Annotated in this window: 20 protein-coding genes and 1 pseudogene; 15 read left to right on the top strand and 6 right to left on the bottom strand. The window is 53.5% G+C overall.

What is annotated here, in order from left to right; genetic code table 11:
* Positions 1–59 precede the first annotated feature (59 nt).
* Positions 60–1,748, bottom strand: coding sequence for a dihydroxy-acid dehydratase (gene ilvD, locus MKX64_RS02605; RefSeq protein ID WP_095397378.1), 1,689 nt, complete (start codon positions 1,746–1,748; stop codon positions 60–62).
* 243 nt (positions 1,749–1,991) lie between these two features.
* A pseudogene (locus MKX64_RS02600) lies at positions 1,992–2,231 on the bottom strand (KGG domain-containing protein); the annotation flags it as partial.
* Between the two features lie 260 nt (positions 2,232–2,491).
* On the opposite strand from MKX64_RS02600, the gene MKX64_RS02595 reads away from it, so the two are divergent.
* The 3 genes from MKX64_RS02595 (at position 2,492) to mgrA (ending at position 5,267) form a co-directional block, all read left to right on the top strand.
* The gene (locus MKX64_RS02595) at positions 2,492–3,259 is read left to right on the top strand and encodes an HAD family hydrolase (protein ID WP_341035285.1); all 768 of its coding nucleotides are present in this window, start codon (positions 2,492–2,494) and stop codon (positions 3,257–3,259) included.
* Between the two features lie 46 nt (positions 3,260–3,305).
* Complete coding sequence (locus MKX64_RS02590) at positions 3,306–4,055, top strand: NAD-dependent protein deacylase (RefSeq protein WP_095397380.1); 750 nt, start codon at positions 3,306–3,308, stop codon at positions 4,053–4,055.
* Positions 4,056–4,259: 204 nt separating this feature from the next.
* Positions 4,260–5,267: an L-glyceraldehyde 3-phosphate reductase gene (gene mgrA, locus MKX64_RS02585; protein ID WP_095262980.1), complete on the top strand. Its 1,008-nt coding sequence runs from the start codon at positions 4,260–4,262 to the stop codon at positions 5,265–5,267.
* A gap of 97 nt (positions 5,268–5,364) precedes the next feature.
* Here the strand turns inward: mgrA and MKX64_RS02580 are convergent, their stop codons facing one another.
* A complete protein-coding gene (locus MKX64_RS02580) occupies positions 5,365–6,234 on the bottom strand; it encodes an AraC family transcriptional regulator (RefSeq protein WP_095397381.1) in 870 nt (289 codons plus the stop codon).
* Positions 6,235–6,426: 192 nt separating this feature from the next.
* On the opposite strand from MKX64_RS02580, the gene MKX64_RS02575 reads away from it, so the two are divergent.
* The 12 genes from MKX64_RS02575 (at position 6,427) to MKX64_RS02520 (ending at position 23,223) form a co-directional block, all read left to right on the top strand.
* Positions 6,427–7,614 (top strand): galactokinase, encoded by a 1,188-nt coding sequence (locus MKX64_RS02575; RefSeq protein WP_095397382.1) that lies wholly within the window; start codon positions 6,427–6,429, stop codon positions 7,612–7,614.
* A 2-nt stretch (positions 7,615–7,616) separates the two neighbouring features.
* A complete protein-coding gene (galE, locus tag MKX64_RS02570; protein WP_095397383.1) occupies positions 7,617–8,606 on the top strand; it encodes a UDP-glucose 4-epimerase GalE in 990 nt (329 codons plus the stop codon).
* Positions 8,607–8,619: 13 nt separating this feature from the next.
* Positions 8,620–10,203, top strand: a complete 1,584-nt coding sequence (locus tag MKX64_RS02565) for a UDP-glucose--hexose-1-phosphate uridylyltransferase (protein WP_095397384.1) — start codon at positions 8,620–8,622, stop codon at positions 10,201–10,203.
* A gap of 154 nt (positions 10,204–10,357) precedes the next feature.
* Positions 10,358–11,521, top strand: a complete 1,164-nt coding sequence (locus MKX64_RS02560) for an iron-containing alcohol dehydrogenase (RefSeq protein ID WP_095262985.1) — start codon at positions 10,358–10,360, stop codon at positions 11,519–11,521.
* Positions 11,522–11,980: 459 nt separating this feature from the next.
* On the top strand, positions 11,981–12,514 hold the full coding sequence (locus MKX64_RS02555; RefSeq protein WP_155617242.1) for a protease: 534 nt from the start codon (positions 11,981–11,983) through the stop codon (positions 12,512–12,514).
* 5 nt (positions 12,515–12,519) lie between these two features.
* Positions 12,520–14,061: a flotillin family protein gene (locus MKX64_RS02550; RefSeq protein WP_095262987.1), complete on the top strand. Its 1,542-nt coding sequence runs from the start codon at positions 12,520–12,522 to the stop codon at positions 14,059–14,061.
* A 259-nt stretch (positions 14,062–14,320) separates the two neighbouring features.
* Complete coding sequence (gene glcT / locus MKX64_RS02545) at positions 14,321–15,172, top strand: glucose PTS transporter transcription antiterminator GlcT (protein ID WP_095262988.1); 852 nt, start codon at positions 14,321–14,323, stop codon at positions 15,170–15,172.
* Positions 15,173–15,459: 287 nt separating this feature from the next.
* Complete coding sequence (gene ptsG, locus MKX64_RS02540) at positions 15,460–17,535, top strand: glucose-specific PTS transporter subunit IIBC (RefSeq protein WP_095262989.1); 2,076 nt, start codon at positions 15,460–15,462, stop codon at positions 17,533–17,535.
* Between the two features lie 104 nt (positions 17,536–17,639).
* The gene (locus MKX64_RS02535; RefSeq protein ID WP_095263002.1) at positions 17,640–17,915 is read left to right on the top strand and encodes an HPr family phosphocarrier protein; all 276 of its coding nucleotides are present in this window, start codon (positions 17,640–17,642) and stop codon (positions 17,913–17,915) included.
* A complete protein-coding gene (gene ptsP, locus MKX64_RS02530) occupies positions 17,908–19,629 on the top strand; it encodes a phosphoenolpyruvate--protein phosphotransferase (RefSeq protein ID WP_095262990.1) in 1,722 nt (573 codons plus the stop codon). The genes MKX64_RS02535 and ptsP overlap by 8 nt, the downstream gene beginning before the upstream one ends.
* Positions 19,630–19,959: 330 nt before the next feature.
* Positions 19,960–22,344 (top strand): type I pullulanase, encoded by a 2,385-nt coding sequence (gene pulA / locus MKX64_RS02525; protein WP_155617424.1) that lies wholly within the window; start codon positions 19,960–19,962, stop codon positions 22,342–22,344.
* A gap of 261 nt (positions 22,345–22,605) precedes the next feature.
* Entirely contained in the window at positions 22,606–23,223 is a 618-nt protein-coding gene (locus MKX64_RS02520) for a 50S ribosomal protein L25 (protein WP_095262991.1), read from the top strand.
* 121 nt (positions 23,224–23,344) lie between these two features.
* Here the strand turns inward: MKX64_RS02520 and MKX64_RS02515 are convergent, their stop codons facing one another.
* The 3 genes from MKX64_RS02515 to MKX64_RS02505 all read right to left on the bottom strand — a co-directional run bounded on the left by MKX64_RS02515 (position 23,345) and on the right by MKX64_RS02505 (position 25,972).
* On the bottom strand, positions 23,345–24,199 hold the full coding sequence (locus tag MKX64_RS02515; protein WP_230875538.1) for a transporter substrate-binding domain-containing protein: 855 nt from the start codon (positions 24,197–24,199) through the stop codon (positions 23,345–23,347).
* Between the two features lie 232 nt (positions 24,200–24,431).
* Positions 24,432–25,184 carry a 2-dehydro-3-deoxy-D-gluconate 5-dehydrogenase KduD gene (gene kduD, locus MKX64_RS02510; RefSeq protein ID WP_095397388.1) on the bottom strand — a complete coding sequence of 251 codons (753 nt, stop codon included), beginning with the start codon at positions 25,182–25,184 and terminating at the stop codon, positions 24,432–24,434.
* Positions 25,185–25,219: 35 nt separating this feature from the next.
* Entirely contained in the window at positions 25,220–25,972 is a 753-nt protein-coding gene (locus MKX64_RS02505) for a DeoR/GlpR family DNA-binding transcription regulator (protein WP_341035284.1), read from the bottom strand.
* Position 25,973 lies beyond the last annotated feature (1 nt).

Below are 25,973 nucleotides of genomic sequence, written 5' to 3'. Positions count from 1 at the left end.
TCCGTACCATCTGTGTACGGAACGCGGATAACCCCTTTGATGTTTCAGGCGAAATTCGGTTAGATTTTCAATACGCCGCCGGAGCTGGCGTTAGTGACAAGCTTGGAATAGCGGGCGAGATAGCCTGTTTTTACTTTCGGCTGGAACTCAACCCACTTGCTGCGGCGACGCTCCATCTCTTCATCGCTTACGCCCAGCAGCTGGATGACACGATTGTTCAGATCAAGCTCGATAATGTCACCGTCTTCTACGAAGGCAAGCGGTCCGCCTTCCGCAGCTTCAGGGGAAATATGCCCAATGCTGATCCCGCGGGAAGCTCCCGAGAAGCGGCCGTCTGTGATCAGGCCGACTTTGGCGCCGAGACCCATACCTGCAATCTGGGAAGTTGGGGCCAGCATTTCCGGCATGCCGGGGCCGCCCTTAGGGCCTTCATAGCGGATGACCACCACATGGCCTTCCTTGACTTTGCCGTTCGCGATGCCTTCCAGCGCTTCGTCCTGGGAGTTGAAGCAGATGGCCGGGCCTTTATGGTATCCACCAACCGACGGATCAACAGCGCCGACCTTGATGATGGAGCCTTCGGGCGCCAGGTTGCCGTATAGGACAGCGAGGCCGCCTTTCTCCGAATAGGGCTGATCGATCGGATGAATAACGTTGGTATCCTGGATCTCGCAGCCGGTCACGTTCTCGGCCAGCGTCTTGCCTGTTACCGTAATGCAATCGCCATGCAGCGCACCCGGCTTCTTCAGCAGCTCGTTCAGAACGGCGCTGACACCGCCGGCGATGTGCACATCCTCAATGAAATAATCCGAGGCAGGTGCCAGTTTGGAGATGTGAGGCACGCGGTCAGCTACTTCATTGATCCGCTCCAGCGGATAGTCGAGTCCGGCTTCATGTGCGAGTGCAAGCGTATGAAGCACCGTGTTGGTCGATCCGCCCATAGCCATATCGAGCGCAAATGCGTTGTCGATCGCTTCAACCGTCACGATGTCGCGCGGCTTCAGATCCATCTTCACGAGCTCCATCAGCTGGCGAGCCGATTGCTTCACAAATTCCTTGCGTTCTTCGGCTACTGCGAGAATGGTGCCGTTGCCTGGCAAAGCCAGACCGAGCGCTTCCGCGAGGCAGTTCATCGAGTTGGCGGTGAACATGCCGGAGCAGGAGCCGCATGTTGGACAGCCGAACTGTTCTAGCTCGAGCAAATCATCATCGCTGATCTTGCCGACCTGATGGGCACCTACGCCCTCGAATACGGAAGTGAGGGAAAGGCGGCGTCCTTTGCTGTCCACGCCTGCTTTCATCGGACCGCCGCTGACAAAGATGGTCGGAATGTTGACCCGCAGCGCACCCATCAGCATGCCCGGTGTAATTTTGTCACAGTTCGGAATGCAGACCATGCCGTCGAACCAGTGAGCCGATACGACGGTTTCCAGGGAATCCGCAATGATCTCGCGGCTTGGCAGCGAGTAGCGCATGCCGATATGCCCCATCGCGATGCCGTCATCAACGCCGATGGTATTGAACTCGAAAGGCACGCCGCCGGCTTCGCGGATCGCTTCCTTCACCAATTTGCCGAATTCCTGCAAATGCACATGGCCCGGCACAATATCGATATAAGAGTTGCAGACGGCGATGAACGGCTTGCCGAAGTCCTCTTCCTTAACCCCGGCTGCACGCAGAAGACTGCGGTGCGGCGCACGGTCAAAACCTTTTTTGATCATGTCTGAACGCATTTTTTTTGCTGTCATGATGTCAGTTCTCCCCCCAGATCATTCTAATATTACCGCGCTTTAGTGCGGTTATCCGACAAAGCAATCGGGTACCTGTGAACAAGTACACGATTCGGTTTTAAATGAGTCTATCACAAAAAGGGAGGTTTTTCTACCAGGTGTTCATAGGGAAGAGGGGGAGTTTTATGGTAAACATGAAGAAGCCTGCTCCGGTTGCGAAAGAGCAGCAGGCTTGAAGGGATGGGCGGGACGGGATCAGCGTTTGCCGCCTTTGCGCCCGATTTTCTGATAAAACTCACGGTCATGATTGCGGGAAGTCGCTTCGCCGCCCTTCTGGCCGATTTCCTGATAAAATTCACGGCTATGGTTTCTGGAGGTGGCTTGTCCGCCTTTCTTGCCGATTTCCTGATAGAACTCGCGGCTGTGATTTTTGGCTGTAGCCTCGCCTCCCAAGCGTCCAGCTTCTTCTCGCGTCATTTTTCGTTTATTGTTGTTGGCCACGGTTGTTCACTCCCTACTTGTAGTTGTTATGCTGATGTTATAGGTTACTTACCACCGCCTATTTGTCATGAATCACAATATTTAACTAAAGAATGGAAAATTAACAAGGGATATTCGGCATTCAATTTTGCGGCCGCAAACATCAAAAGTTCATGTTGACCGGCGAAGTGCGCTGTTGAAAAATAAGGAAAAGGTTATGTACAATCGGAGAGTACGATAAAACTTAAATTAAGCTGGCTGAAATAGAAGGAGGACACGCCTTGGCACGGTTGGAGGCAGGAGGGCGCGTAGTACCCTGTAGAGGAGTTTTATTTGACAAGGACGGGACTTTGCTGCATTTCATGGCGCTATGGGGAGGCTGGACCGATTATGTGCTGAACGATTTGGAGCAGCTCCTTGAAATGATGGGCGCCAAGCTCACCTGTCCGCGCGAGCGGCTGCTTGGCACCATGCATGATGCAAGCGGCAGGGTGTGCGATTATGACGTTCAGGGGCCGCTTGCTATGGCCACGGTTGAGGAATCGATCGGTTTGTTGGCCTGGCAGCTGTATGCGGCTGGCATGCCATGGAATGAGGCGACAACGCAGGTACGGCAGATCACCAAAAATGCGATGCACGAGGTGCGGCGTCAGAAACCGGCTTTCCCGATGCCGGGGCTGCAGCATTTTTTGGAGGCATGCCGCAAGGCTTCGCTGCCCATGGGGGTAGTGACCTCGGACAACACGGACGGGACGCTGGAGCAGCTGGAATGGATCGGACTGAAGCCGTATTTCCCGGTTGTTCTCGGACGGGATCGGGTAAGCAGCGGCAAGCCTCATCCGGAGATGGCCGAAGTGGCGTGCAGCATGCTTGGCATCGATCCGGCTGAAGCGGTTGTGATCGGGGACAGCAATGCCGACATGCAGATGGCGAAGCAGGCCGGAGCGGCGCTGGCCATCGGGCTGTACCAGGGGCAAGGGGAGCCGGTTCATCTGGTGGATGCCGATGTTGTCATATCGGATTATAATGAATTAAAAGTACTTGTTTGAAAAGCACAGGTGTTATTCCTATATTGGCTGGACGGAGGTGTGTGGAATGGAAAGCAGGCAAAAGATCGAGCAGTTGGCAACTTGGATCGAATCAAGCGAATACATTGTTTTTTTCGGAGGCGCCGGTACCTCCACGGAAAGTGGTATACCTGACTTCCGTTCGGCTGCGGGCCTGTATCAAAGCGAGCATCAATCCCCGTATCCGCCGGAGGTGATGCTGAGTCATTCGTTTTTCATGAAGCATCCGGAGGTGTTTTTTGATTTCTACCGGAGCAAGATGCTGCATCCCGATGCTCAGCCAAACGGCTGCCACCGGCTACTGTCCAGACTGGAGGAAGCAGGCAAGCTGAAGGCGATCATCACGCAAAATATCGATGGGCTTCACCAATCGGCAGGCTCGAATATGGTTCTGGAACTGCATGGCTCGGTTCATCGCAATCATTGTATGGATTGCCGCCGCTTCTTCTCGCTTCAGGACATCATGGGCATGGATGACCTGGTTCCGCGTTGTCCGGATTGCGGGGGAATTGTGAAGCCGGATGTCGTCCTGTATGAGGAGGAGCTGAACCATCAGGTGCTGACCCGGGCCATTGCAGAAATATCGACGGCGGATCTGCTCATCATTGGAGGAACGTCGTTGACCGTTCATCCTGCCGCCGGACTGGTGACTTATTTTCATGGCTCCAAAACCGTGCTTCTGAATGCGGACCCGACCCCCTATGATCACCGCGCAGGCCTGATCATTACCGACCGCATCGGTCAGGTCATGACGGAGGTTGACAGATTGATTCGCTAGCGGCTGGGACCGGATTCGGTCCATGTCCTAAGCGGCAAAGGCCGGCAAGCAGGTGCAGAGCTTGTCCATGATGCCGCAGGCCGAAGCAAGCGAGCCTGCTGCGGGATCAGGCATGCTGAAATCGGTTTCTTGTAAAAGGATAGGCAAACGGGATAAGATGTACATGTAGTATATACGTTGATAACAGAGAGGCAGGGATCGCACGTGACTTATGTGGCAAGCGAGGATCGCTATGAAGGCATGATATACAATCGCTGCGGCAAATCGGGGCTCAAGCTTCCGGCTATTTCTCTTGGATTATGGCATAATTTTGGCGGTGTCGACACGTTCGAGAATGCGCGCAATATGATTACACGAGCATTTGATCTCGGCATTACGCATTTTGATCTGGCGAACAATTACGGTCCTCCTCCAGGCTCAGCCGAAGAGACGTTTGGCAGAGTGCTGGCGCGAGACCTGAGAAGCTACCGGGATGAGATGGTCATCTCCTCCAAGGCTGGATACTATATGTGGCCGGGCCCATACGGGGAATGGGGCTCCCGCAAATATCTCATTTCCAGTCTGGATCAGAGCTTGAAGCGGCTGGGCGTCGACTATGTGGACATTTTCTACTCACACCGGTTGGATCCCGAAACGCCGCTGGAGGAAACGATGATGGCACTGGATCATATCGTGCGCTCCGGCAAGGCGCTGTATGTCGGGATTTCCAACTATTCACCGGAAAAGACAGAAGAGGCGATTTCGATTCTGAAGAGCCTTGGCACACCGCTGCTCATTCACCAGCCAAGCTACTCCCTGCTGAACCGGACGGTGGAAAACGGGCTGCTGGATGTGCTTGAAGAGCATGGGGTCGGCAGTATCGCATTTACTCCCCTTGCCCAAGGCCTGTTAACGAACAAATACTTAAACGGGATTCCGGTGGATTCGCGTGCGGCAGGCGCCTCGGTATTCCTGAACGAGAAGCATATTACGCCTGAAGTGCTTCGCAAGATTCGAGCGTTGAACCAGATCGCCGCAGCCCGAGGGCAAAGCCTGGCCCAATTCGCGCTGGCCTGGGTGCTTCGAGGCGGAAGAGTGACCTCAGCCTTGATCGGAGCGAGCAAGGTCAGCCAGATTGAAGACAATGTGGCGGCTCTGAACAATCTGGAATTCTCGAAGGAAGAGCTGGATCGGATTGAAGCCATTCTGAAAACGGAGAATGAAGGAGCTTAATCGATCCGATCGGACGTGACGGTATTGAACGGAGTGACTTATAATGAATGAACAAGGCATCCTTGAGGGCAGGACATCACCCGACGGGATGCCTTGTTTATTTGTCTGGCGACGATGAGCGGCCTGCTATTTTTTGGCGGTAGCTGGTGGGAGATTGACCGAAGAAGCGCTTGAACTGTCTTGAAAAATAAAGCGGATCGGTTAAGCCGACCGAAGCGGATACCTGCTCCACGGACAGCTCGGGCCGCTCGCGCAGCAGCCGTTTGGACTGGTCGATTCGAAGCTTGAGCAGATAGGCTACCGGGGTCATGCCCGTTTCCTTCTTGAAAATGCGGGACAGGTAAGCCCGGTTGTAGCCAAGGCTGGCGCACATCTGTTCAATCGACACCGGATGGGCATACTGTGAGGTCATATAGTTGATCATCTGCTTGACGGTGCGCTGAATCTGGGGCTCGGCCATCGTCAGCTGCGCCGGCCTTTCCACGTGGTCCAGGCAATCCGCCAGGATCAGATGCAGGCAGCCGATGGCGGCCATATGTGCGCTTTCCCGCCGGGAGTTGAACCTGGACTGGATCATTGCGATATAGTGAGGAACCTGGCTGTCCAGCGTGACATGCAGAACCGGGTGCTCGGGGGAGAAGCCGGCAGCCTTCGCCTGCTCGCCGGCAAGCTCGCCATCAAAGGCGACCCAGCGATAGCGCCACGGGTTTCCTTCATCGGATACATAGCTGACAAGCTGTCCGGGATGAATGAGAAAGCAATCCCCGGGACCGAGATGATACACATCCGTTTCGGTCCGAAATACACCTTGTCCTGACTCAATGGCGTGCATCAGGTAATAGTCGTATATTTTCGGCCCGAGTGCATGCTTCGGCGGCGTCTGGCTTTCCCCGGCAAACAGCACACGGAGGGTTCCGTTCTCGGTCTGGGCTGGGTTTGAAGCGACGGAGTAGGTTTGAGCATTCATACAAGCATCGTCCTTTGGTTGAGAGGATGGCCTTTACATTGCGCTGATCGAGCGGTGCATGTTTGTTAACATTGTAACTTCAAAAGTCACATAAATCCATATCTAACACACAAGACTTCATTATCGGGCCCTACGTTTCATTATATACTGAGAACAGTGAAAGCACCTTATATAACGGGATGGAGTGATATCGTGAACACACAACTGCTAATAGATCGCTTTATGGAAAAGTATGGAGAGGCTGAACAGGAACTGCGGATTTTTAATGCCCCTGGCCGGGTCAATCTGATTGGCGAGCATCTGGATTACAACGGAGGCTATGTGCTTCCGGCAGCGCTTGAATTCGGAACAACATTGCTGATCCGTCCGCGCAAGGACGGGAAGATTTCGTTTGCTTCCACCAATCTGCCCTATGAGGCGGTGGTCAGCGCCGAGCCGGACTTTGGAGGAAAGAGCGGGGAATGGACGGATTATCCGGTCGGGGTCATCACCGAACTGAGCAAGCTGGACATTCGTTTGTCGCAAGGCTATGACCTGTTGTACCACGGGGACATACCGAACGGAGCAGGCCTGTCTTCTTCCGCTTCGATTGAGGTTGTCACCGTCTACGCGCTTATGACGATGGAAGGCCAGCCGGTGGATACGGTGGAGATCAGCAAGCTGTCCCAGCGCGCCGAGAATCTGTTCGTGGGCGTGAACTCCGGCATTATGGATCAGTTCGCGGTCGCGAACGGCAAGCGGAACCATGCCATTCTGCTGATGTGCGACACGCTGGAATATGAGCTGGTTCCTTTTGAGACAGGCGACTACAAAATTGTGATCGGCAATACCAACAAACGGCGCGGACTGGTTGACTCTAAGTATAATGAGCGCCGCAGCGAATGTGACCGGGCGCTGGAAATGCTGCAGGCTAAAGTGCCGGAACTGCGCTATCTGGCAGAACTGAATCCGGTCTCCTTCGCAGAAGTAGCGGATGCGATTACGGATGAGACGGTGCTCAAGCGGGCCAAGCATGTTGTCGAGGAGAATCAGCGGGTGCTGGATTCGGTGGCTGCACTGAAGAACGACGACCTGGAGGCATTTGGACAATTCATGAATCAGTCCCATGATTCCCTGCGGTATCAGTATGAAGTGACGGGTGATGAGCTGGATGCGATGGTAGAGGAAGCGCAGCGCGTTCCGGGCACGCTCGGTTCCCGAATGACCGGCGCAGGCTTCGGCGGATGCACGGTGTCGCTCGTTCACCAGGATGCCGTAGAGGAATTCATTCGGGAGGTAGGCAGCCGGTATGAGGCAAGAACGGGGTTGAAGCCGGACTTCTATGTGTGCGGTGTAGGCCAGGGTGTGCATGAAATGACCGAAGTGAAGGAGGGCAACTGATCATGGCGATTTTGGTAACCGGGGGAGCAGGGTATATCGGTTCGCATACGGTGGCGGAGCTGCTGGAGCGCGGAGAAGAGGTTGTGGTCATCGACAATCTGCAGACAGGTCACCGGGAGGCATTGCTCGGCGGAAAGCTGTATGAGGGCGATCTGCGCGACAAGGCGCTGCTCAAGAAGCTGTTTGCAGAGAACGACATTGATGCGGTCATTCACTTCGCGGCCAACTCCTTGGTGGGCGAGAGCATGAAGGACCCTGTGAAATACTATGACAACAACGTGTTTGGTACGCTCTGCCTGCTGGAAGCGATGAATGAAGCAGATGTGCGCAAAATCGTATTTTCATCAACAGCCGCTACCTACGGGGAGCCGGAAAAGGTGCCTATCGCCGAATCCGACCGGACCCAGCCAACAAATGTGTATGGTGAAACGAAGCTGATGATGGAGCGGATGATGTCCTGGTTTGATCAGGTGCTTGGCATTAAATATGTATCCCTTCGTTACTTCAATGCGGCGGGATCCCATGCCAGCGGCAAAATCGGTGAGGATCACCGTCCGGAGAGCCATCTCATTCCGCTGGTGCTGCAAACGGCACTGAAGCAGCGCTCGCATATTTCCGTCTTCGGTGAAGATTACGACACGCCGGACGGCACATGTATTCGCGACTACATTCATGTCAGCGATCTGGCGGATGCCCATCTGCGGGCGGTCGACTATCTGCGCCGCGGCGAACAGAGTAATGTGTTTAATCTGGGCAACGGCCTCGGCTTCTCGGTCAAGGAAGTGATCGAAACGTCCAAGCAGGTGACAGGGGTGGACATTCCAGTCGTAGTGGAGGCCCGCCGCGCCGGGGACCCGGCTGTTCTGGTCGCTTCCTCGGAGAAGGCGCGCACGGTGCTGGGCTGGAACCCGGTTCGCGTGAAGCTGGAAGACATTATCGAAAGCGCCTGGAGATGGCATAGCAGCCATCCGAACGGATACGGCGACAATTAAGGGGGACTTGACGATGGAGCAAGTGACAACCAGCGTTCCGGATGATCAGCAGGTGCTGCACGCGATTGAACGGCTTGTGCTGTTTGCCCTTCGCCAAGGGCTGATTCAGGAAGCGGATGTGGATTACTGCCGGAATCTGCTGCTTGACGATTTTGGCTTCAGCGAGCCTTATGCCGGCGAAGTAAGCGAGGAGCATCTTGATGGACCTCAGGCGCTGCTCGATGTGCTGATCGATTACGGCGCAGCTAAAGGTCTCATTCCGGAGAACACCGATACCTTCCGCGATCTGCTTGACGCCAAAATTATGGGCAGAGTGATGGGGCGGCCGTCCGAGATTACAGCCGCGTTCAAGACAGCGGAGCAGGAGCGGGGCATCGAAGCGGCGACCCGTCAATTCTACGAGCTGTGTATCGCTTCGAACTATATCCGGATGGACCGCATATCCCGGAATGAATACTGGAGATATGGCAGCGAGTACGGGGATATCGAGATTACGATCAATCTGTCCAAACCGGAGAAGAGCCCAAAGGAAATCGCGATGGCGAAGCTTCTCCCGCCGCCCGTTTATCCGAAGTGCCAGCTATGCCGGGAGAATGTCGGTTATGCGGGCCGGGTGAACCATCCTGCCCGGCAGAACCTGCGGATTATTCCGCTGGAGCTGAACGGTGAACCGTGGTTTTTCCAATACTCGCCATACGTTTATTATAATGAGCATTGCATTGTCTTCCATCGCGACCACATTCCAATGAAACTGACCAAGGATACGCTGGCCAGACTGCTCAGTTTTGTGGATGCTTTCCCACATTATTTCCTTGGGTCGAACGCCGATCTGCCGATCGTTGGCGGCTCCATTCTGACGCATGATCACTTCCAGGGCGGGCGGCATACGTTTCCGATCCAGCTCGCGCCTGAAATTGCGGAGTTCAAGCATGCCCAATATCCGGATGTAGCCGTCAGCATTGTCAAATGGCCGATGTCGGTCATCCGGCTGTCAGCTACAGACAGAGACGTGCTGCTCGAGTGCGCGAACGGCATCTATGAGGCCTGGAAAAGCTACAGTGATCCTTCGGTCGATATTATCGCCTCCACCGATAGCGAAGAAGGCCCTGTCCGCCACAATACGGTGACACCGATTGCCCGCAGAAATGCGGAAGGCGTGTATGAGATGGATCTGGTGCTGCGCAACAACCGGACCAGTGATGAACATCCGGAGGGCATCTTCCACCCGCATCGGGAAATGCATCATATCAAGAAGGAGAACATCGGCCTGATTGAAGTGATGGGGCTGGCGATCCTTCCTGGGCGACTGAAGGAGGAGCTCGGGATGATTGCCGACATTCTGTCCGGCAACGAGGAGCTGCTGGAGGCGAGCGGACAAGACAGTCATCCGCTGTTCGTCCACCGCGACTGGATTCAGGAACTGAAGGAGCGGACGCCAGGAGCTGCAGACCGGGAGCAGGCCGCTGAGCTGATTCGTCAGGAGGTTGGCCGCAAATTTACGACCATCCTCGAACATGCGGGAGTCTACAAGCAGACAAGCGAAGGGCAGCAAGCGTTTCGCGGATTTTTGGAGAGCATGGGCTATACCGCTCTGTAAACTTATATTCAATAGACAGACGGACGGTCGTTCTTTCCCCTCGGGTGAAAGGAACGGCCGTTTGTATTGAGAAGCGGAAGTGATATAATGAAAATCGTAGCACAAGTTATCAAAACATGATCTTTAATATATGGAGTACGGAGGTAGAGGCGCGATGAGAGCTTTTGAATTTCATAATGGCACACGATTGATTTTCGGTCAGGGCAAGCTGAGCTCGCTCAAGAATGAGGTTCCGAAATACGGAACGAATGTGCTGCTTGTCTATGGCGGCGGAAGCATCAAACGGAGCGGGTTATATGATCAGGTTATCACGCTGCTGAAGGAAATCGGGGCTGTTGTGACCGAGCTGAGCGGTGTGGAACCGAATCCTCGTCTGTCCACGGTTCATAAAGGCGTAGCCCTTTGCCGCGAGCATCAAGTGGATCTTGTGCTGGCTGTTGGCGGCGGCAGCGTGCTCGATTGTGCCAAGGCGATTGCCGTTGGTGCCAAGTACGAGGGAGATATGTGGGATTTCGTTGAGCGCAAAGCGATCCCGCAGGATGCGCTGCCGCTTGGAACTGTGCTAACGATGGCGGCGACCGGCTCGGAGATGAACGGCAACTCGGTCATTACGAACGAGGCAACCCAGGAGAAGATGGGCTGGGCAAGTCCATGGGCTTATCCTGCATTCTCCATTCTGGATCCTGTACATACGTATACGCTGCCTAAGGACCAGACGGTTTATGGCGTCGTCGACATTATGTCGCATGTGCTGGAGCATTATTTCCATCAGGATACCAACACGCCGGTTCAGGACGGCTTCTGTGAGACGCTGCTGCGCACGGTCATTGATACCGCTCCGAAGCTGATCGATGATTTGGAAAATTACGAATTGCGTGAAACGATCCTGTACTGCGGCACGATGGCATTGAACGGAATGGTCAGCATGGGTCTTGCCGGCGACTGGGCAACGCACAATATCGAGCATGCCGTATCGGCGGTATACGATATTCCGCATGGCGGCGGTCTGGCTATCATCTTCCCGAACTGGATGAAGTACAACTTGAAGGCTGATCCGGCCCGCTTCAAGTCGCTCGCTGTGAATGTGTTCGGCATCGATGCTGCGGGCAAATCGGATGAGCAAGTCGGACTTGAAGGGATCGAGGCGCTCCGCAGCTTCTGGAGCTCGATCGGCGCACCGAGCAGACTTGCGGATTATGACATTGACGACAGCCAGATCGAAGTGATGGCTGAGAAGACGGTTCGTTTCGGCCCGTTCGGCAATTTCCGTAAATTGCAGCGCGAAGACGTCATCGAAATTTATAAAATGTCGCTGTAATTTACTGTGCAGATGCTATAATAAGGTCGAAGGCAACGCTTTCCAGAGCTGCTGCCTTCGACCTTTTCTGCGTTTATGTGACATCCGGGACCGGGTGCAGACATTCCATGAACGACAGAAAGTTACATAGCACATTCGGGCTCAAGTTAATCATTCGTGCCAGACATCATCACGGGTCAGAAGTAAGGGTGTAGAGGATCGGGGAGAAGCGAAGCGCTCGCTCTTGTCCCTGACTTCAACCGCTGAGGCGGTAATATCAAGAAACCTGGGGGTGAGCAGCGACCGGAAGTCCCTTCGTTTCCCAAGAGCGGCATACTCCGCTTGATGTCAAACACTGACTTCTGATATGAGCCAATATTTGAACTAGGAATGTCAGGTGTAAAATATTGAAACAAAACGAACTTTTTGCCGTATTACTTGTTATACACAGTGAGGATTCTTGAGAGAGGGGCAGTGCGTATGGAGGCGTTATATTGGGGTTGCCTGTTCGGCGGCATATTGTTTGCGGTAGTTTCCGTGTTGCTGGGCGATGTGCTTAGTTCCGCGATGGACGGGGTGCTTGATTTTTTGTCCTTTGATTTCTTCAACCCGATGGTCATTGCAGGCGGAATCACCGTATTCGGCGGAGCAGGAATCATGTTCACACAATATACGAATATGGCGGCAGGTGCTCATGTAACGCTCTCGATTCTATCGGCCATCGTCGTCTCGATTCTCGTTTACTTCGGCTATGTACGGCCTATGGAGAACAGCGAGAATTCGACAGGCTTCTCGGAGAAAGAACTGGCAGGAAGAATCGGAACCGTCACCGTGCCGCTTCCGGCAGAGGGGTTCGGTGAGGTCATGGTTCGGGTGGGAGCGGGCAATACAGCCCATATCGCTTCCAGCTTTGACCACAAGATTCTTCCCGCAGGTGCCCGGGTTGTTGTGATCGACGTAGTGGAAGGTGTCCTCCGGGTATCTGAACTGGAAGAACGAAAAGGAGATGAGTAAACAGTATGCCTGAATTTATGGTAATCCCCTCTATTGTCATAGGGGTCATCGTCGTACTGGGTCTGGCGTTTTGGGCCCGCTACAAGACGGTCAGTCCAGATGAAGCAATGATTGTAACAGGTTCATTTCTAGGCAGCAAGAACATTTCGGAGGACGAAACGGGGCGCAAGATCAAAATCGTCCGCGGCGGAGGCGCGTTTATCTTACCGATATTCCAGCGTTCCGAATTCGTATCGCTTCTGTCGCATAAGCTTGACGTAATGACACCGGAAGTTTATACGGAGCAAGGGGTTCCGGTTATGGCTGACGGGGTTGCGATCATCAAGGTAGGCAGCTCTATCGAAGATGTCGCTACCGCTGCCGAGCAGTTCATGGGCAAGCCGATTGAGGCGTTGAAAGGGGAAGCCCAAGAGGTGCTTGAAGGTCATCTGCGGGCTATTCTCGGCTCCATGACCGTGGAAGAGGTATACCGTAACCGCGACAAGTTCGCTCAAGAGGTGCAAGGGGTAGCAGCAAGAGATTTGAAGAAGATGGGTCTTCAGATTGTTTCCTTTACGATCAAGGATGTTCGCGACAAACACGGATACTTAGAGGCGCTTGGTAAACCGCGGATTGCCACGGTGAAACGCGATGCAGAAATCGCAGAAGCTGAAGCGGTTCGTGATGCCCGGATTCAGAAGGCGCGTGCGGAGGAAGAAGGTCAGAAGGCCGAACTCTTGCGCGATACGAATATCGCCGAGGCGGAGAAAGAAAAAGAGCTGAAGGTCGCTTCCTTTAAGAAGGACCAGGATACAGCCAAGGCCGAAGCCGACCAGGCGTATCATATTCAGGAGGCCCGTGCGAAGCAGACGATGGTCGAAGAACAGATGAAGATCGAGCTCGTTCGGAAAGAGCGGGAAATCGACCTTCAGGAAAAAGAAATTATGGTTCGCCAGAAACAATATGATGCTGAAGTGAAGAAAAAGGCCGATGCTGATCGCTATGCGGTCGAGCAGGCTGCGGAAGCGGAAAAGGCCCGCAAAATGCGTGAGGCCGATGCCGTACAATATTCCATCGAGACACAGGCGAAGGCCTCTGCCGAGCAGAAGCGTCTGGATGGTCTTGCAGTAGCCGATGCGGAGCGTGCGAAAGGTGCTGCCGAGGCAGAGGTTATCCGTCTGCGCGGTCTGGCCGAAGCGGAAGCGAAGGAGAAGCTGGCCGAAGCGTTCCAGAAGTATGGCGAAGCCGCGATTCTCGACATCATCGTCAAAATGCTGCCTGAACTCGCTGGCAAAATTGCCGAGCCGATCTCCTCGATCGAGAAGCTCACGGTCGTGGATACCGGCAAGGGCGATGGCGCAGGTGCTGCCAGAGTCAGCAACTATGTTACTGAGCTGATGGCAACCGCACCGGAGATGCTGAAGAGTGTATCGGGCATCGACGTCGAGGCTTTGATCCACGGATTGACGAAGACGAAGTCCCCTGTGCAGCCGCTGGAGCAGCCAGCTGCCATTGAGCAGGATCTCGTCGGGATGGAAGCGAGCGCTGCCAGAGAAGTGAGAGAATAAGGGCGGATGCCTTTTACAGGAAAGCAATGAAGAGCAGCCGGACAGGGCAGGAGGGGAACCTTTGCTTTGTCCGGTCTTTTTATAATAGGTTGCTTGATGAAGTGGAATCGTAGCGTTTCCGCCTGGCATACCGGCAGACGAGGCGCGCCAGCTTAACGGCTGCAGGAGAGGCAGAATGCCGCTATGAATTGGCTTTGCTGCATCCGCGTATTTCTGTTAAGATTACCGAGTATACGTGTTGATCAAAAGAGGTGCGAATGTGAGCAGCTTACAAGTAGCAAAAGTATTAAATAACAATGTTATTATAGCGAAACATCCACAGCATGATGAGGTTGTCATTATCGGCAAGGGGATCGGCTTTAACCGGAAGAGCAAAGATATGATTCCTGTCTCTGCAGCTGAGAAAATGTTTATTTTGACGAAGCCGGAGGAGCAGGAGCAATACAAACAGCTGGTTCCTTATATCGACGAGAATCTGATTGAGGCGGTCAACGACATTATTATGCATGCGGTGAAATCTACCCAGTCGCCTCTGAATGAACATATTCACATCGCGCTGACAGACCATATTGCCTTTGCTATTAAACGGCATGCTCAAGGGCTCTATATACACAATCCTTTCATATATGAAACGAGAGAGCTGTATCCGGAGGAATACGCGATGGCTGATTATGCGGTTCGCGTCATTCACGAACGACTCGGGGTTGATCTTGGTCAGGAAGAAATCGGATTCATCGCCCTTCATTTTCACAGTGCCCTGACCAATCAGCATATTTCCGAAGTGCGTAAAAACTCGGAGCTGATATCGGACCTGGTGTCAACGGTGGAGCAGCAGCTGGAGTATGAAATTCCGAGGGATTCCCTGGATTATTCGCGGTTATTGACGCATTTGAGGTTTGCCATGGAGCGAATCCGCAGGGGAGATGAAGTGGAAGAGACCAGCTCGCTTGACGGTCTCATGAAACGGGAATATCCTGAAATGTATTCTTTGGCGTGGAAGCTGATCAAAATTATGGAGAAGCGACTCCGTAAGGCCGTATACCCGGCTGAGGCGGGGTACTTGACGATCCATCTTCAGCGTCTCAATCAGCGGAAAGAGCAGGGTGGATAAAAAACGTGAAGTTTTTATGAACATGTCGATTGCTGTTGCAAGCTGTCATGACGGGTGCTAAAATAGTCAACAGCCAAGTAAGTTAAAACTTCAGATCTAACGTGTAACTGATTCGATCAGGCATGAGTATTCAACAAGAATTTGGTTGGTATTACCCAATTCTGGGTAATCTAATCCGTGTGATTAGGACCAATCCGTTTCTTGCGCATACTCATGCCTTTTTTTGATTTACTTGGGCAGTATTAATATACATCTTAACCAAATATAGACAGAGGGTGAGATCATTTATGTTCAAACGACTTTTTGGCGTGCTTCAAAGAGTCGGTAAAGCATTGATGCTGCCTGTAGCAATTTTGCCTGCTGCGGGGCTCCTGCTGGGGCTGGGCAACATGCTGATCAATGAGGACTTCCTTCGCTATGCGTCATGGCTCGATACAGCCTGGGTGCAAGCGGCTGCTACCGTTATGATGAATGCGGGGCAGATCGTGTTCACCAACCTGCCGCTTCTGTTTGCGGTCGGGGTCGCGGTCGGATTGGCTGGAGGCGAAGGGGTTGCGGGTCTGGCGGCCATTATCGGTTATCTTGTCATGAATGTGACGATGGGAACCGTTCTGGGCGTTACGCCGGAATCATTGACCGAGTCAAGTTATGAATATGCCAATGTATTAGGCATACCGACACTGGCAACAGGGGTGTTCGGGGGGATTATCGTCGGAATATTGGCAGCCAGTATGTACCAGCGATTCTTCAAAATTGAGCTGCCATCCTATTTGGGCTTCTTTGCAGGAAAGCGCTTTGTCCCGATTATGACGGCGGCAACCTCCGTTCTGCTTGGCTTGCTGATGGTGGTCATCTGGCCTCCGATTCAGGCAGGGCTGAATACGGCTTCACATTTCATGCTGGAGCAAAACCGGACGCTGTCCGCATTTGTATTCGGTGTTGTGGAGCGTGGGCTGATTCCGTTCGGACTTCACCATATTTTCTATTCGCCGTTCTGGTTTGAATTTGGGGAATATGTGAACCAGGCTGGCCAGCTCGTACGGGGTGACCAAAATATCTTCATGCAGCAGCTGCGTGATGGCGTGCAGTTTACAGCCGGTACGTTCATGACGGGTAAGTTTCCGTTTATGATGTTCGGTCTGCCGGCAGCAGCGCTGGCGATTTATCATGAAGCCAGACCGGAGCATAAAAAATATGTTGCCGGCATCATGGGCTCTGCGGCGTTGACGTCGTTCCTGACAGGGATTACAGAGCCGCTTGAATTTGCATTCTTGTTCGTAGCTCCGCTGCTGTTCGCTGTGCATGCAGTATTTGCAGGCCTGTCCTTCATGACCATGCATATTCTGGGGACGAAAATCGGTATGACATTCTCTGGCGGTTTGATCGATTTCCTGATCTTCGGGGTTGTTCCGAACCGAACACCTTGGTGGAACGTCATTATCGTTGGTTTGATTCTAGCGGCGATTTATTACTTCGGATTCCGGTTTGTTATCCGCAAGTTCAACTTGAAGACACCGGGACGCGAAGACCCGGCAGCCGACGGAGCCGAAGGGGCTGGCGGTGAAGAGAAGTCAGGAAAAGGCGGCGATCTGCCGGCCAACATCTTGAGCGCTCTTGGCGGACCTGGCAACATCGCGCATCTGGATGCATGCATTACCCGTCTGCGGGTTGAGGTGAAAGACAAGGGCAATGTCGACAAGTCGCGGCTGAAGCAGCTCGGCGCATCCGGCGTCCTAGAGGTCGGCAACAATGTTCAGGCGATCTTCGGGACTCGTTCGGATACGATCAAGTCACAGATCCAGGACATCATGTCCGGGAAGGCGCCAGCAGCCGAAGCTCCGTCCATCGAGGAGAAGCCAGCCGTTGTTGAGCAGCAGGCCGCCCAGGAGGGGGATGCGCTCATCATGGAAGAGATCGTCTCTCCAGCGGATGGTGAGCTGATGGATATCTCGCTTGTTCCTGATCCGGTGTTCTCCGAACGAATGACCGGGGACGGATTCGCCATCTTGCCAGAGAGCAGCACGATTGCATCGCCGGTCAACGGCAAAGTGTTCAATGTGTTCCCTAGCAAGCATGCCGTTGGCATCATGTCAGACGGCGGCAAAGAGGTGCTGGTGCACATCGGTGTCAACACGGTGAAACTGAAAGGTCAGGGATTCAACGTCCTCGTTCAGGAAGGGGACATCGTGACCGCCGGCCAGCCGATCATGGAGGTTGATCTGGAGTATGTGAAGGAGAATGCGAAGTCGCTTATTTCTCCGGTCATTTTCTCCAACCTGCCGGAAGGAGCCTCGGTGACGCTTGATAAAACCGGCAAGGTGAAAACTGGCGAAGCTAAAATCATTACGATATCATTGAAGTAACCGCCTTAAAGGTTACTGTTGGGGATTGTTATAAATCCTAGCAGGTACTAACTTATGGTTCACATACAATCAAACTAAAAAAATAGGAAAGTGGGATGAATACAATGCAAAAAACATTCAGAATTATTGACGAAGACGGAATTCACGCACGCCCGGCAACGGCTCTGGTTAACACTGCGAACAAGTTCAAAGATACCGAGTCCTTTGCTGAAGCCAACGGCAAAAAAGTAACGCTTAAATCGATCCTTGGCGTGCTGTCCCTCGGCCTGGAGCAAGGTGACACGCTGACGCTGATCACTGAAGGCGGCAATGACGGCGATGCGCTGGCTGCACTTCAGGAAGTGATGATTAACGAAGGGCTGGGCGAGCTTCATGAGTAATCTCAAGGGGATCGCGGCTTCGGCCGGAATCGCGATTGCCCGGGCGTTCGTGCTGGAGCATCCGGACTATTCCGTCAGCCGCAAAGACGTAAGCGATGTTCAGGCAGAGCTTGCGAAGCTGGATGATGCTCTGGCAAAGTCCCAGGCTGAGCTTGAGGATATCAAGGCCCGCACGCTTCAGGAGCTCGGGGAGAAGAAGGCTGAGATTTTCGAATCTCACCTTCTCATCCTGAATGATCCGGAGCTGATCGATCCGGTGAAGGAGAAGATTACCTCCGAATCGGTCAATGCGGAGTATGCGCTTAATGAAACGGCGTCTCAGTTCATTCAGATGTTCGAAAATATGAAAAGCGCCTATCTGCAAGAGCGTGCCGCCGATATGCGGGATGTGACCAAGCGCGTGCTCAAGCATCTGCTCGGTCTCAATTATGTGAACCCGTCCGAGATCAGTGAAGAAGTGGTTGTTGTCGCGGAGGATTTGACACCTTCCGATACAGCGCAGCTGAACCGGAAATATGTAAAGGGCTTTACAACGAACATTGGCGGCCGCACATCGCACTCGGCAATCATGGCGCGTTCTCTTGAAATTCCTGCTGTCGTTGGCACCAAGAATGTGCTTTCCTCTGTTCAAAGCGGCGATCTGATCATCGTGGATGGACTGGAAGGCGATGTCATCATTAATCCTTCTGAGCAAACGGTAGCCGAGTATCGCGCGAAGCAGGAGGCATACGCCAAGCAGGTGGAAGAGTGGAGAAAGCTCCGTACCGAGCCTACCATCTCCCGTGATGGCGTCCATGTCGAGCTGGCTGCCAATATCGGAACTCCGAACGACGTTGCCGGCGTACTGGACAATGGTGGCGAGGGCGTAGGCCTGTATCGTACAGAGTTCCTGTACATGGGCAGAGACAAGCTTCCTTCCGAGGAAGTGCAGTACGTTGCGTATAAAACGGTGCTGGAAAAGATGGAGGGCAAGCCGGTCGTTGTCCGCACGCTGGATATCGGCGGTGACAAAGAGCTGCCGTATCTCGATCTTCCTAAAGAGATGAATCCGTTCCTTGGCTTCCGTGCGGTACGTCTGTGTTTGGAACGGCAGGATATTTTCAGAACGCAGCTGCGCGCATTGCTGCGTGCAAGCGTTCATGGTAATCTTCGGATCATGTTCCCGATGATCGCCACACTCGGAGAATTCCGCGAAGCGAAAGCGCTGCTGGAAGAAGAAAAAGCGAAGCTCGCAGCGGAAGGCATTCCGGTATCCGAGGAAATTCAGCTTGGTATTATGGTTGAAATTCCTTCGACGGCGGTTCTGGCTGATCAGTTTGCCAAAGAGGTTGATTTCTTCAGCATCGGCACAAACGATCTGATCCAATATACAATGGCTGCTGACCGAATGAATGAGCGTGTGTCGTACTTGTACCAGCCGTACAATCCGGCCATTCTCCGCCTGGTCAAAATGGTAATTGATGCTGCTCACCGTGAAGGCCGCTGGGTCGGCATGTGTGGAGAAATGGCTGGTGATTCCACCGCCATTCCGATTCTGCTCGGCCTCGGCTTGGATGAGTTCAGCATGAGCGCGACCTCGATTCTGCCAGCGCGCAGCCAGATTCGCCGCCTGTCCCAGGCAGAGATGAAGGATCTTGCTGCACGGGCGCTTGAGATGAGCACTGCTGAGGACGTTGTGGCCCTGGTGGACTCGATCTCTGCCTCCGCTGAATGATGTTTTTTTGAGGCGTTTAGATGTCTCCATATCTTTTTTCCAACAAGTATGCTTTTTCTGTTTATAGCATCTGTCCTACCGGGACGGATGCTTTTTTTCTATAGCCGATAATCCGGGGCGGCAGGCAACAGAGACAGCTTGGCACGAACCTTGTATAATGCCTAAATATAAGGTTATATGGGATGGACCCAAGCCGGATCAGGACATATGGCATACAATATCCTATGAAAGCGTTTCTTGCATTTCAGCTGCGAGAGGTCTGTCTTATGATTCAGGCGCCTATACTATGAAGTATATTCTACTTTTAAAGTGACGGTGATAGTGATGAATATGGACACGATCCCAAGCAGTGTCGAGGCGAAGCTCGGGGCTGTTTATCATAGTGAGGAGACTGCCTTTCATGTGTGGGCACCTACGGCTCCTCAGGTGACGCTCGTATTGTACGAGGATGCTGGCGTCTACAATGAGGAAGGCAAGGTAACCGACCATGAAGGTGGTATGGAGTATGAGATGGTTCGGACACCAGACGGTGTATGGAGCGTCAAGGTCGCTGGAGATTTGCACGGCACCTATTATATGTACCGGATAGCGTGGGAGCAGGGACGCTATACCTATGCGGTCGATCCCTATGCGCGGGCAGTGTCAGCGAACGGCTGCCGCGGAGCCATCGTGGATCTGGCAAGAACGAACCCGCCGGGATGGGAGAACGATATCAAGCCACCGCTGCTGCAGCCTACCGATGCTGTTGTGTATGAGCTGCATGTACGCGACTTCTCGGTGGATGAGCATTCCGGCATGAAATATAAAGGGAAGTACAAGGCTTTTACCGAGACCGGACTTCGGGATGCATACGGGAATGCGATAGGCATTGATCATTTGGTTGAGCTGGGCATCACCCATGTGCATCTGCTGCCGGTGTTCGATTTCAGAACAGTCAACGAATTGGCAGACCCGGATGACCGCACGGGTGATATCTACAATTGGGGATATGATCCGCAGAACTATAACGTTCCGGAAGGGTCGTATGCAACAGACCCGGCGGATCCGGCAGTGCGCATCCGGGAGCTTAAGGAAATGGTTCAGGCCCTCCACAAGCAAGGGATCCGGGTCGTGATGGATGTTGTCTACAATCACACCTATACCGTGGATGATGGACCTTTTGAGCCGATCGTTCCCGGATATTATTACCGACAAGATGCCAGCGGCCGTTTATCCAACGGCTCCGGTGTCGGAAACGAATTGGCTACCGAAAGACCGATGGTTCGCAAATTCATTAAAGATTCGCTGCGTTATTGGGCTGAGGAGTACCATATTGACGGCTTCCGGTTTGACCTGATGGCACTGATCGACACGACAACGATGGCTGACATTGCCGAGGAGCTTCGGCGCGAAGTGGACGAGACGATTATGCTGTATGGAGAACCTTGGACTGGCGGCGACAGCCCGCTTACAGAGCAGACCGTCAAGGGGACTCAGCGCGGAAAAGGCTTTGCCGTATTCAACGATCATTTCCGGCACGCCATCAAGGGAGATAATGACGGTGCGGGCAAGGGTTTTGCCACAGGCGCGGACTGGCACGAGGGAGCTGTTATTGAAGGGATGATGGGATCGATTCATGATTTTGCCCATGAAGCAAGTGAATCGGTCAATTATGTAACGGTCCATGACAATCTGAATCTGTGGGATAAAATTCTGGTGTCCCAAGGTTTAGCCGAAGAAGCAGGGCTGCTGCACATGGCAGAGGGAGAGCTGCCGGGCGGCGGGGATGTTCAGGGAGCGGTCACGGCGGCAGCGCCTTATAGCTGTGTGGATCCGGCCAACCCGCTTGCTTCCATGGCGGTCCGGCGCGCAGTGCTGGCGAACGGCATCGTTCTTCTCTCGCAGGGCATCCCTCTGCTCCATGCCGGTGACGAGCTTCTTCGTACGAAATATGGCGATCATAACAGCTACCGAAGCGGAGATGCAATCAACGCGATCCGTTGGGAAAATAAGCAGCGATTCCGGGCGGTATTTGACTATTACAAGGGGTTAATCACGCTGCGCAAACAATATCCGGTATTTCGAATGTCAGCAAGAGACAGGATCGAGCAGCATGTGGAGGTGCTGCGCTCGAGTGACCAGCTGATTGTGCTTCGTCTGACGGAGCCGGAGCTGCCGATCGAATTGAATCCGCCGGGCGATCACAGCGGGGAAGCGCAGATGGTGGTCATCATCAACGGGAATGCATCCGATATGAAGGTGGAGCTTCCGCCCAGCCCGTCCATGTGGGGGATTCTCGCAGATGACCGCTGCGCGGGGGCAGAACCATTTGCTGTAGTGAACGGTGCTGATGTCATCGTTCCTGGGCTGTCGATCATGGTGCTGCGGGAAGAGGTGACGCAGCCGAAAACCCGGCTGACCCGGATTGAGCTGGAATATGAACGCGATGATCAAGCCTATGATGGCTGGAATGTGTGGGTATGGGGCACAGGCGTGCGCGATGGCCGGATTGATTTTACGCGGCTGCATAACGGCAAGGCGGTGGCGGTTATTCATGCTGCTGAAGGTGTGAGTCGGGTCGGATGCATCGTCAGATATAAGGAGTGGGAAGATCGCGAGGGAGAGCATGACCGGTATATGGAGATTCCGCCGGGTGTCCAGCATGTCAAATGGAGGGTTCGCAGCGGCGAAGCCGGGTGGGAGCCGGAAGTGCCTCGGCCGGATATGGCAAGCTAGCAAGACCCGTGTTTTCTATGCAAGACGGCAAGAAAGTATCACATTCAACGAGAAGACATGCATGGAAGGGATGGATGATCCGGACTCCGGGGAAGAATGAACGCGGAGACCAATCTGTGTGTCAGCGTAAGCAAAAGCCCTCATCTTCATTAGAAGGTAAGGGCTTTTGATGTTTTTCGTGGATGTGGAAAAAACTGATTCATGGCCGTACGGTGCGGGTAATTATTCGTTAGACTTGTTTTCAGAAGGAGGATATAATTTATGTCGTCAAAAGGAAACAATGTTCAACTTAAAGCCGAACTCCGGACGGAGTTTACCCGTGCATCCCGTCGCAGAATCCGTGAAGGCGGAGGGGTACCGGCTGTCGTATACGGCGCGCAATCCGAGAGCATTCCGGTTGCCGTTAATCTGAAGGAGACATCCAAACTGTTTGTAACAGGACGTTCGGAGGTATTCCATCTTGATGTGGCCGGAAAGGGTTCAGTTCCCGTTCTGATTAAAGATGTTCAGAAAAGCCGCGGGGATGTCGCCCATATCGATTTTTTGCGAGTTTCGATGAACAAGCCGGTTCGTGTCAGCATTCCTGTCGAATATAAAGGAACGGCTGCAGGAACCAAAACAGGAGGCATTCTGCAGACGCAGGTAACGGAAGTGGAGGTGGAAGGACTTCCGTCCGATCTGCCGACCACGCTGGAGGCCGATGTATCCGCGCTGGAGGTTGGAGACAAGCTTACGGTGGCTGATTTGCACATTCCGGAAGGTGTAACCGTCGTTGCATCAGAAGAGGAAGTGCTGGTCAGCGTCATCGTCCCTCGTGCCGTCTCGGCGGCTGAAGAAGTGGCTGAGGGCGAGCAGGAAATCGCTGCTTCCGAAGAATAAGAGAGGCCATAATCAACATCACAACTCAAGTATAAAGGTCGAAGGCCGGCTCGGTTCAGAGCGGGAGGCTTCGACCTTTTGGTGTTTCAAGCGCAGACGGGTGTCCTCTCCTGCGGCTGGTTTAGGGTTGCTGCTGCTCCTCTGGCATCCTCTGATCGTTCGAGGGTGTGCTGCCGAAGTACTTTTCCCATATTGCTGCATAAGTGCCGTCACTTTTCATCGTCAGCAGGGCGTTGTCGATGGCGGCAAGCAGATCGTTGTTGCCTTTGGTCATCGCAGCACACACCTGGTACACATGATCAGAGGACTGCACGGTACGCAGCTTCCTATCCGGAAACTGCAGCATCAGGTTGGCCGCTGATAAGTTGTCCATGACGGCGGCGTCTACCGCGCCCTCCATTAATTGCCGGGCCCCCTGTTCTGCATGCTGGACCTCTCTGATATCTGCGCCGATCTGTTCGGCTATATCTCTATAGCTTCCTACGATGGGGACGGCAGTTCGCTGCCCCTTCAGATCAGAGAAGGAACGGATGCGGGTCTCCTCATCGCGAACGACAACCACTGGAAACGAGGTCATGTAAGCATGGGAGAAATCGTACAGCTGCCTGCGATCGTCCCGGACTGCAATCTCGTCGAATACAACATCATATACTCCTTCGCTCAGACCGGGAAGCAGCTGCTCCCAGCTCATCTCTATGAATTCCGGATTCAGCTCCATATGGTATGCCACTTCTTCGGCAATATCAACATCAAAGCCTTTCAACCTTCCTTCCGCATCATGGTAGCTGAACGGGGGATAGTCGCGCTCAATGCCGATACGAAGCGTTCCGCGTTCGACCGCATCCTGCAGCAAGCCCCCGGTGTTGATCCGGTAAGGTCTTACGCCCATATTGGGCGTTGGCACACGATCATGGGAACGGGGGACACATCCTGGCAGCAGCATACAGGTTAAGACTAACAACAGGATGATGTTCATGTACCATCTCCTGCTTCTGCTTCCTCTTCCGCTCATATCGATACCTTCCTTTCTGTCGTTCACGGTCCATCATTATGGTCCATGGCATGGGGTCACAGGTTAGGATACCCCAACCGATGGCAAGGAATTCGCAACCAGTCTATAAGGGGATCAAGGCATAATAAAAAGCCCGCAATGAGGCTGAAATGCAGCATCATTACGGGCTTGTGCTCCTTAACGAAAATGATATAGTCTATCGTGCCATCCAGCCGCCATCTACACATAGAATGTGGCCGTTCATATAATCCGAAGCGGAAGAGGCCAGGAAGACGGCAGGGCCTCCGATATCCTCAGGTTTTCCCCAGCGTCCTGCAGGAATTCGGTCGGTGATGGACTTATGACGTTCAGGATCCTGACGAATCTGAGCGGTGTTGTCCGTTTCGATATAACCTGGCGCGATGCCGTTGACCTGTACGCCGCCAGCTGCCCATTCATTCGCAAACGCTTTCGTTAATCCGGCTACGCCATGCTTGCTGGCGGTGTATCCCGGAACGTTGATGCCGCCCTGGTAGGACAGCATGGAGCAGATATTGATGATTTTTCCACTGCCCCGCTCAAGCATATGCTTGCCGGCAATTTGGGACAACAGAAACACCGAATTCAAATTCAGATCGATCACGTCAAACCAATCCTGGGCACTATGATCCTTGGCTGGTGTGCGGCGGATGATGCCGGCGTTGTTCACCAGAATGTCCACGTGGCCCGTCAGCTCCAGCGCTTGATCGAAGGTCGCTTGCAGCTTCGTGTGGTCGCTGAGATCGACGCTGATTTCGGATGCTTTTCTTCCAACGGACTCAATCTTGTCTATCGTCTCCTTGCTGCTGCTCATGGACACAGCCACAATATCTGCGCCTGCTTCAGCCAGCGCGATGGCGATGCCCTGACCGAGCCCGCGGGCGGCCCCGGTAACGATGGCCGTTTTGCCAGACAAATCAAACAAATGCATGGCCGTACACACTCCTCGTCTTTTTCAATCTGGAACTATTGCATAATCGATACTCCAGTTTCAAGGTAGGCTGCTGCTGTAGCCGCCTCCAGTCCCCGGTCTGTAATAATGGCGGTTAGCTCTTTCAAGGATGCGAAGGTTCTAAGGGCGGTTTGTCCGAATTTATGATGATCGACAACGGCATATACCTCACGCGAGGTCTCCACCAGTGCCCGCTTGAAATCGAGCAAATCCCCCGTATATATCGAAAGTCCATGTTCAGGATGAACCCCGGTTGCCGAGATAAAGGCTTTTTGAATATTAAGCTGACGAACGTAGGCTGCGCCCTCCGGGCCTGCCAGCATGTTGCGGACACGGTAACCGCCGGGAACGACCAGCCGGATGTTGTTCTTGGACGCGAGTTCACTGATGATGTACACATCATTGGTGATGACAGTCAATGACTCGTTCTGGAGCTGACGCGCGATTTCGAGCGTAGTGCTTCCTCCGTCCAATGCTACAATGTCGCCGGGGTGTATGCACGCTGCCGCCTTTTGAGCAATCTCGAGTTTCTCATCCGCATGTTTGGTAAGCGGCTCTTGGGACGGAAGGATGCCAAAATGGTCCTTCTGCGCGAGCACGGCTCCGCCATGCACACGCGTAATCAGCCCCTGCTCCTCCAGCTTGGATAAGTCCTCGCGAATCGTTTTCCCAGTGACCTGCAGTCGCTCGCTCAGCTCCGCAACGGTGACCTCTTTCTCGGTTAACAGATATTCCATTATTTTCTCGTAACGTCGTATCGGGTTCATC

The sequence above is a fragment of the Paenibacillus sp. FSL M8-0334 genome (genome assembly GCF_038000405.1).
GTDB classification, from domain to species: Bacteria; Bacillota; Bacilli; order Paenibacillales; family Paenibacillaceae; genus Paenibacillus_AQ; species Paenibacillus_AQ campinasensis.
Note: the sequence above shows the minus strand (reverse complement) of the source record. Positions and strands in the feature narration are given on the sequence as shown.

Bases quoted from the DNA above. Each gene is read 5' to 3' on its own strand.
- ilvD (WP_095397378.1), bottom strand. From the start codon at position 1,748: ATGACAGCAAAAAAAATGCGTTCAGACATGATCAAAAAAGGTTTTGAC.
- MKX64_RS02590 (WP_095397380.1), top strand. From the start codon at position 3,306: ATGGAAAGCAGGCAAAAGATCGAGCAGTTGGCAACTTGGATCGAATCA.
- MKX64_RS02580 (WP_095397381.1), bottom strand. From the start codon at position 6,234: ATGAATGCTCAAACCTACTCCGTCGCTTCAAACCCAGCCCAGACCGAG.
- galE (WP_095397383.1), top strand. From the start codon at position 7,617: ATGGCGATTTTGGTAACCGGGGGAGCAGGGTATATCGGTTCGCATACG.
- MKX64_RS02565 (WP_095397384.1), top strand. From the start codon at position 8,620: ATGGAGCAAGTGACAACCAGCGTTCCGGATGATCAGCAGGTGCTGCAC.
- MKX64_RS02560 (WP_095262985.1), top strand. From the start codon at position 10,358: ATGAGAGCTTTTGAATTTCATAATGGCACACGATTGATTTTCGGTCAG.
- MKX64_RS02555 (WP_155617242.1), top strand. From the start codon at position 11,981: ATGGAGGCGTTATATTGGGGTTGCCTGTTCGGCGGCATATTGTTTGCG.
- MKX64_RS02550 (WP_095262987.1), top strand. From the start codon at position 12,520: ATGCCTGAATTTATGGTAATCCCCTCTATTGTCATAGGGGTCATCGTC.
- ptsG (WP_095262989.1), top strand. From the start codon at position 15,460: ATGTTCAAACGACTTTTTGGCGTGCTTCAAAGAGTCGGTAAAGCATTG.
- MKX64_RS02535 (WP_095263002.1), top strand. From the start codon at position 17,640: ATGCAAAAAACATTCAGAATTATTGACGAAGACGGAATTCACGCACGC.
- ptsP (WP_095262990.1), top strand. From the start codon at position 17,908: ATGAGTAATCTCAAGGGGATCGCGGCTTCGGCCGGAATCGCGATTGCC.
- pulA (WP_155617424.1), top strand. From the start codon at position 19,960: ATGGACACGATCCCAAGCAGTGTCGAGGCGAAGCTCGGGGCTGTTTAT.
- MKX64_RS02520 (WP_095262991.1), top strand. From the start codon at position 22,606: ATGTCGTCAAAAGGAAACAATGTTCAACTTAAAGCCGAACTCCGGACG.
- MKX64_RS02515 (WP_230875538.1), bottom strand. From the start codon at position 24,199: ATGAACATCATCCTGTTGTTAGTCTTAACCTGTATGCTGCTGCCAGGA.
- kduD (WP_095397388.1), bottom strand. From the start codon at position 25,184: ATGCATTTGTTTGATTTGTCTGGCAAAACGGCCATCGTTACCGGGGCC.
- MKX64_RS02505 (WP_341035284.1), bottom strand. From the start codon at position 25,972: ATGAACCCGATACGACGTTACGAGAAAATAATGGAATATCTGTTAACC.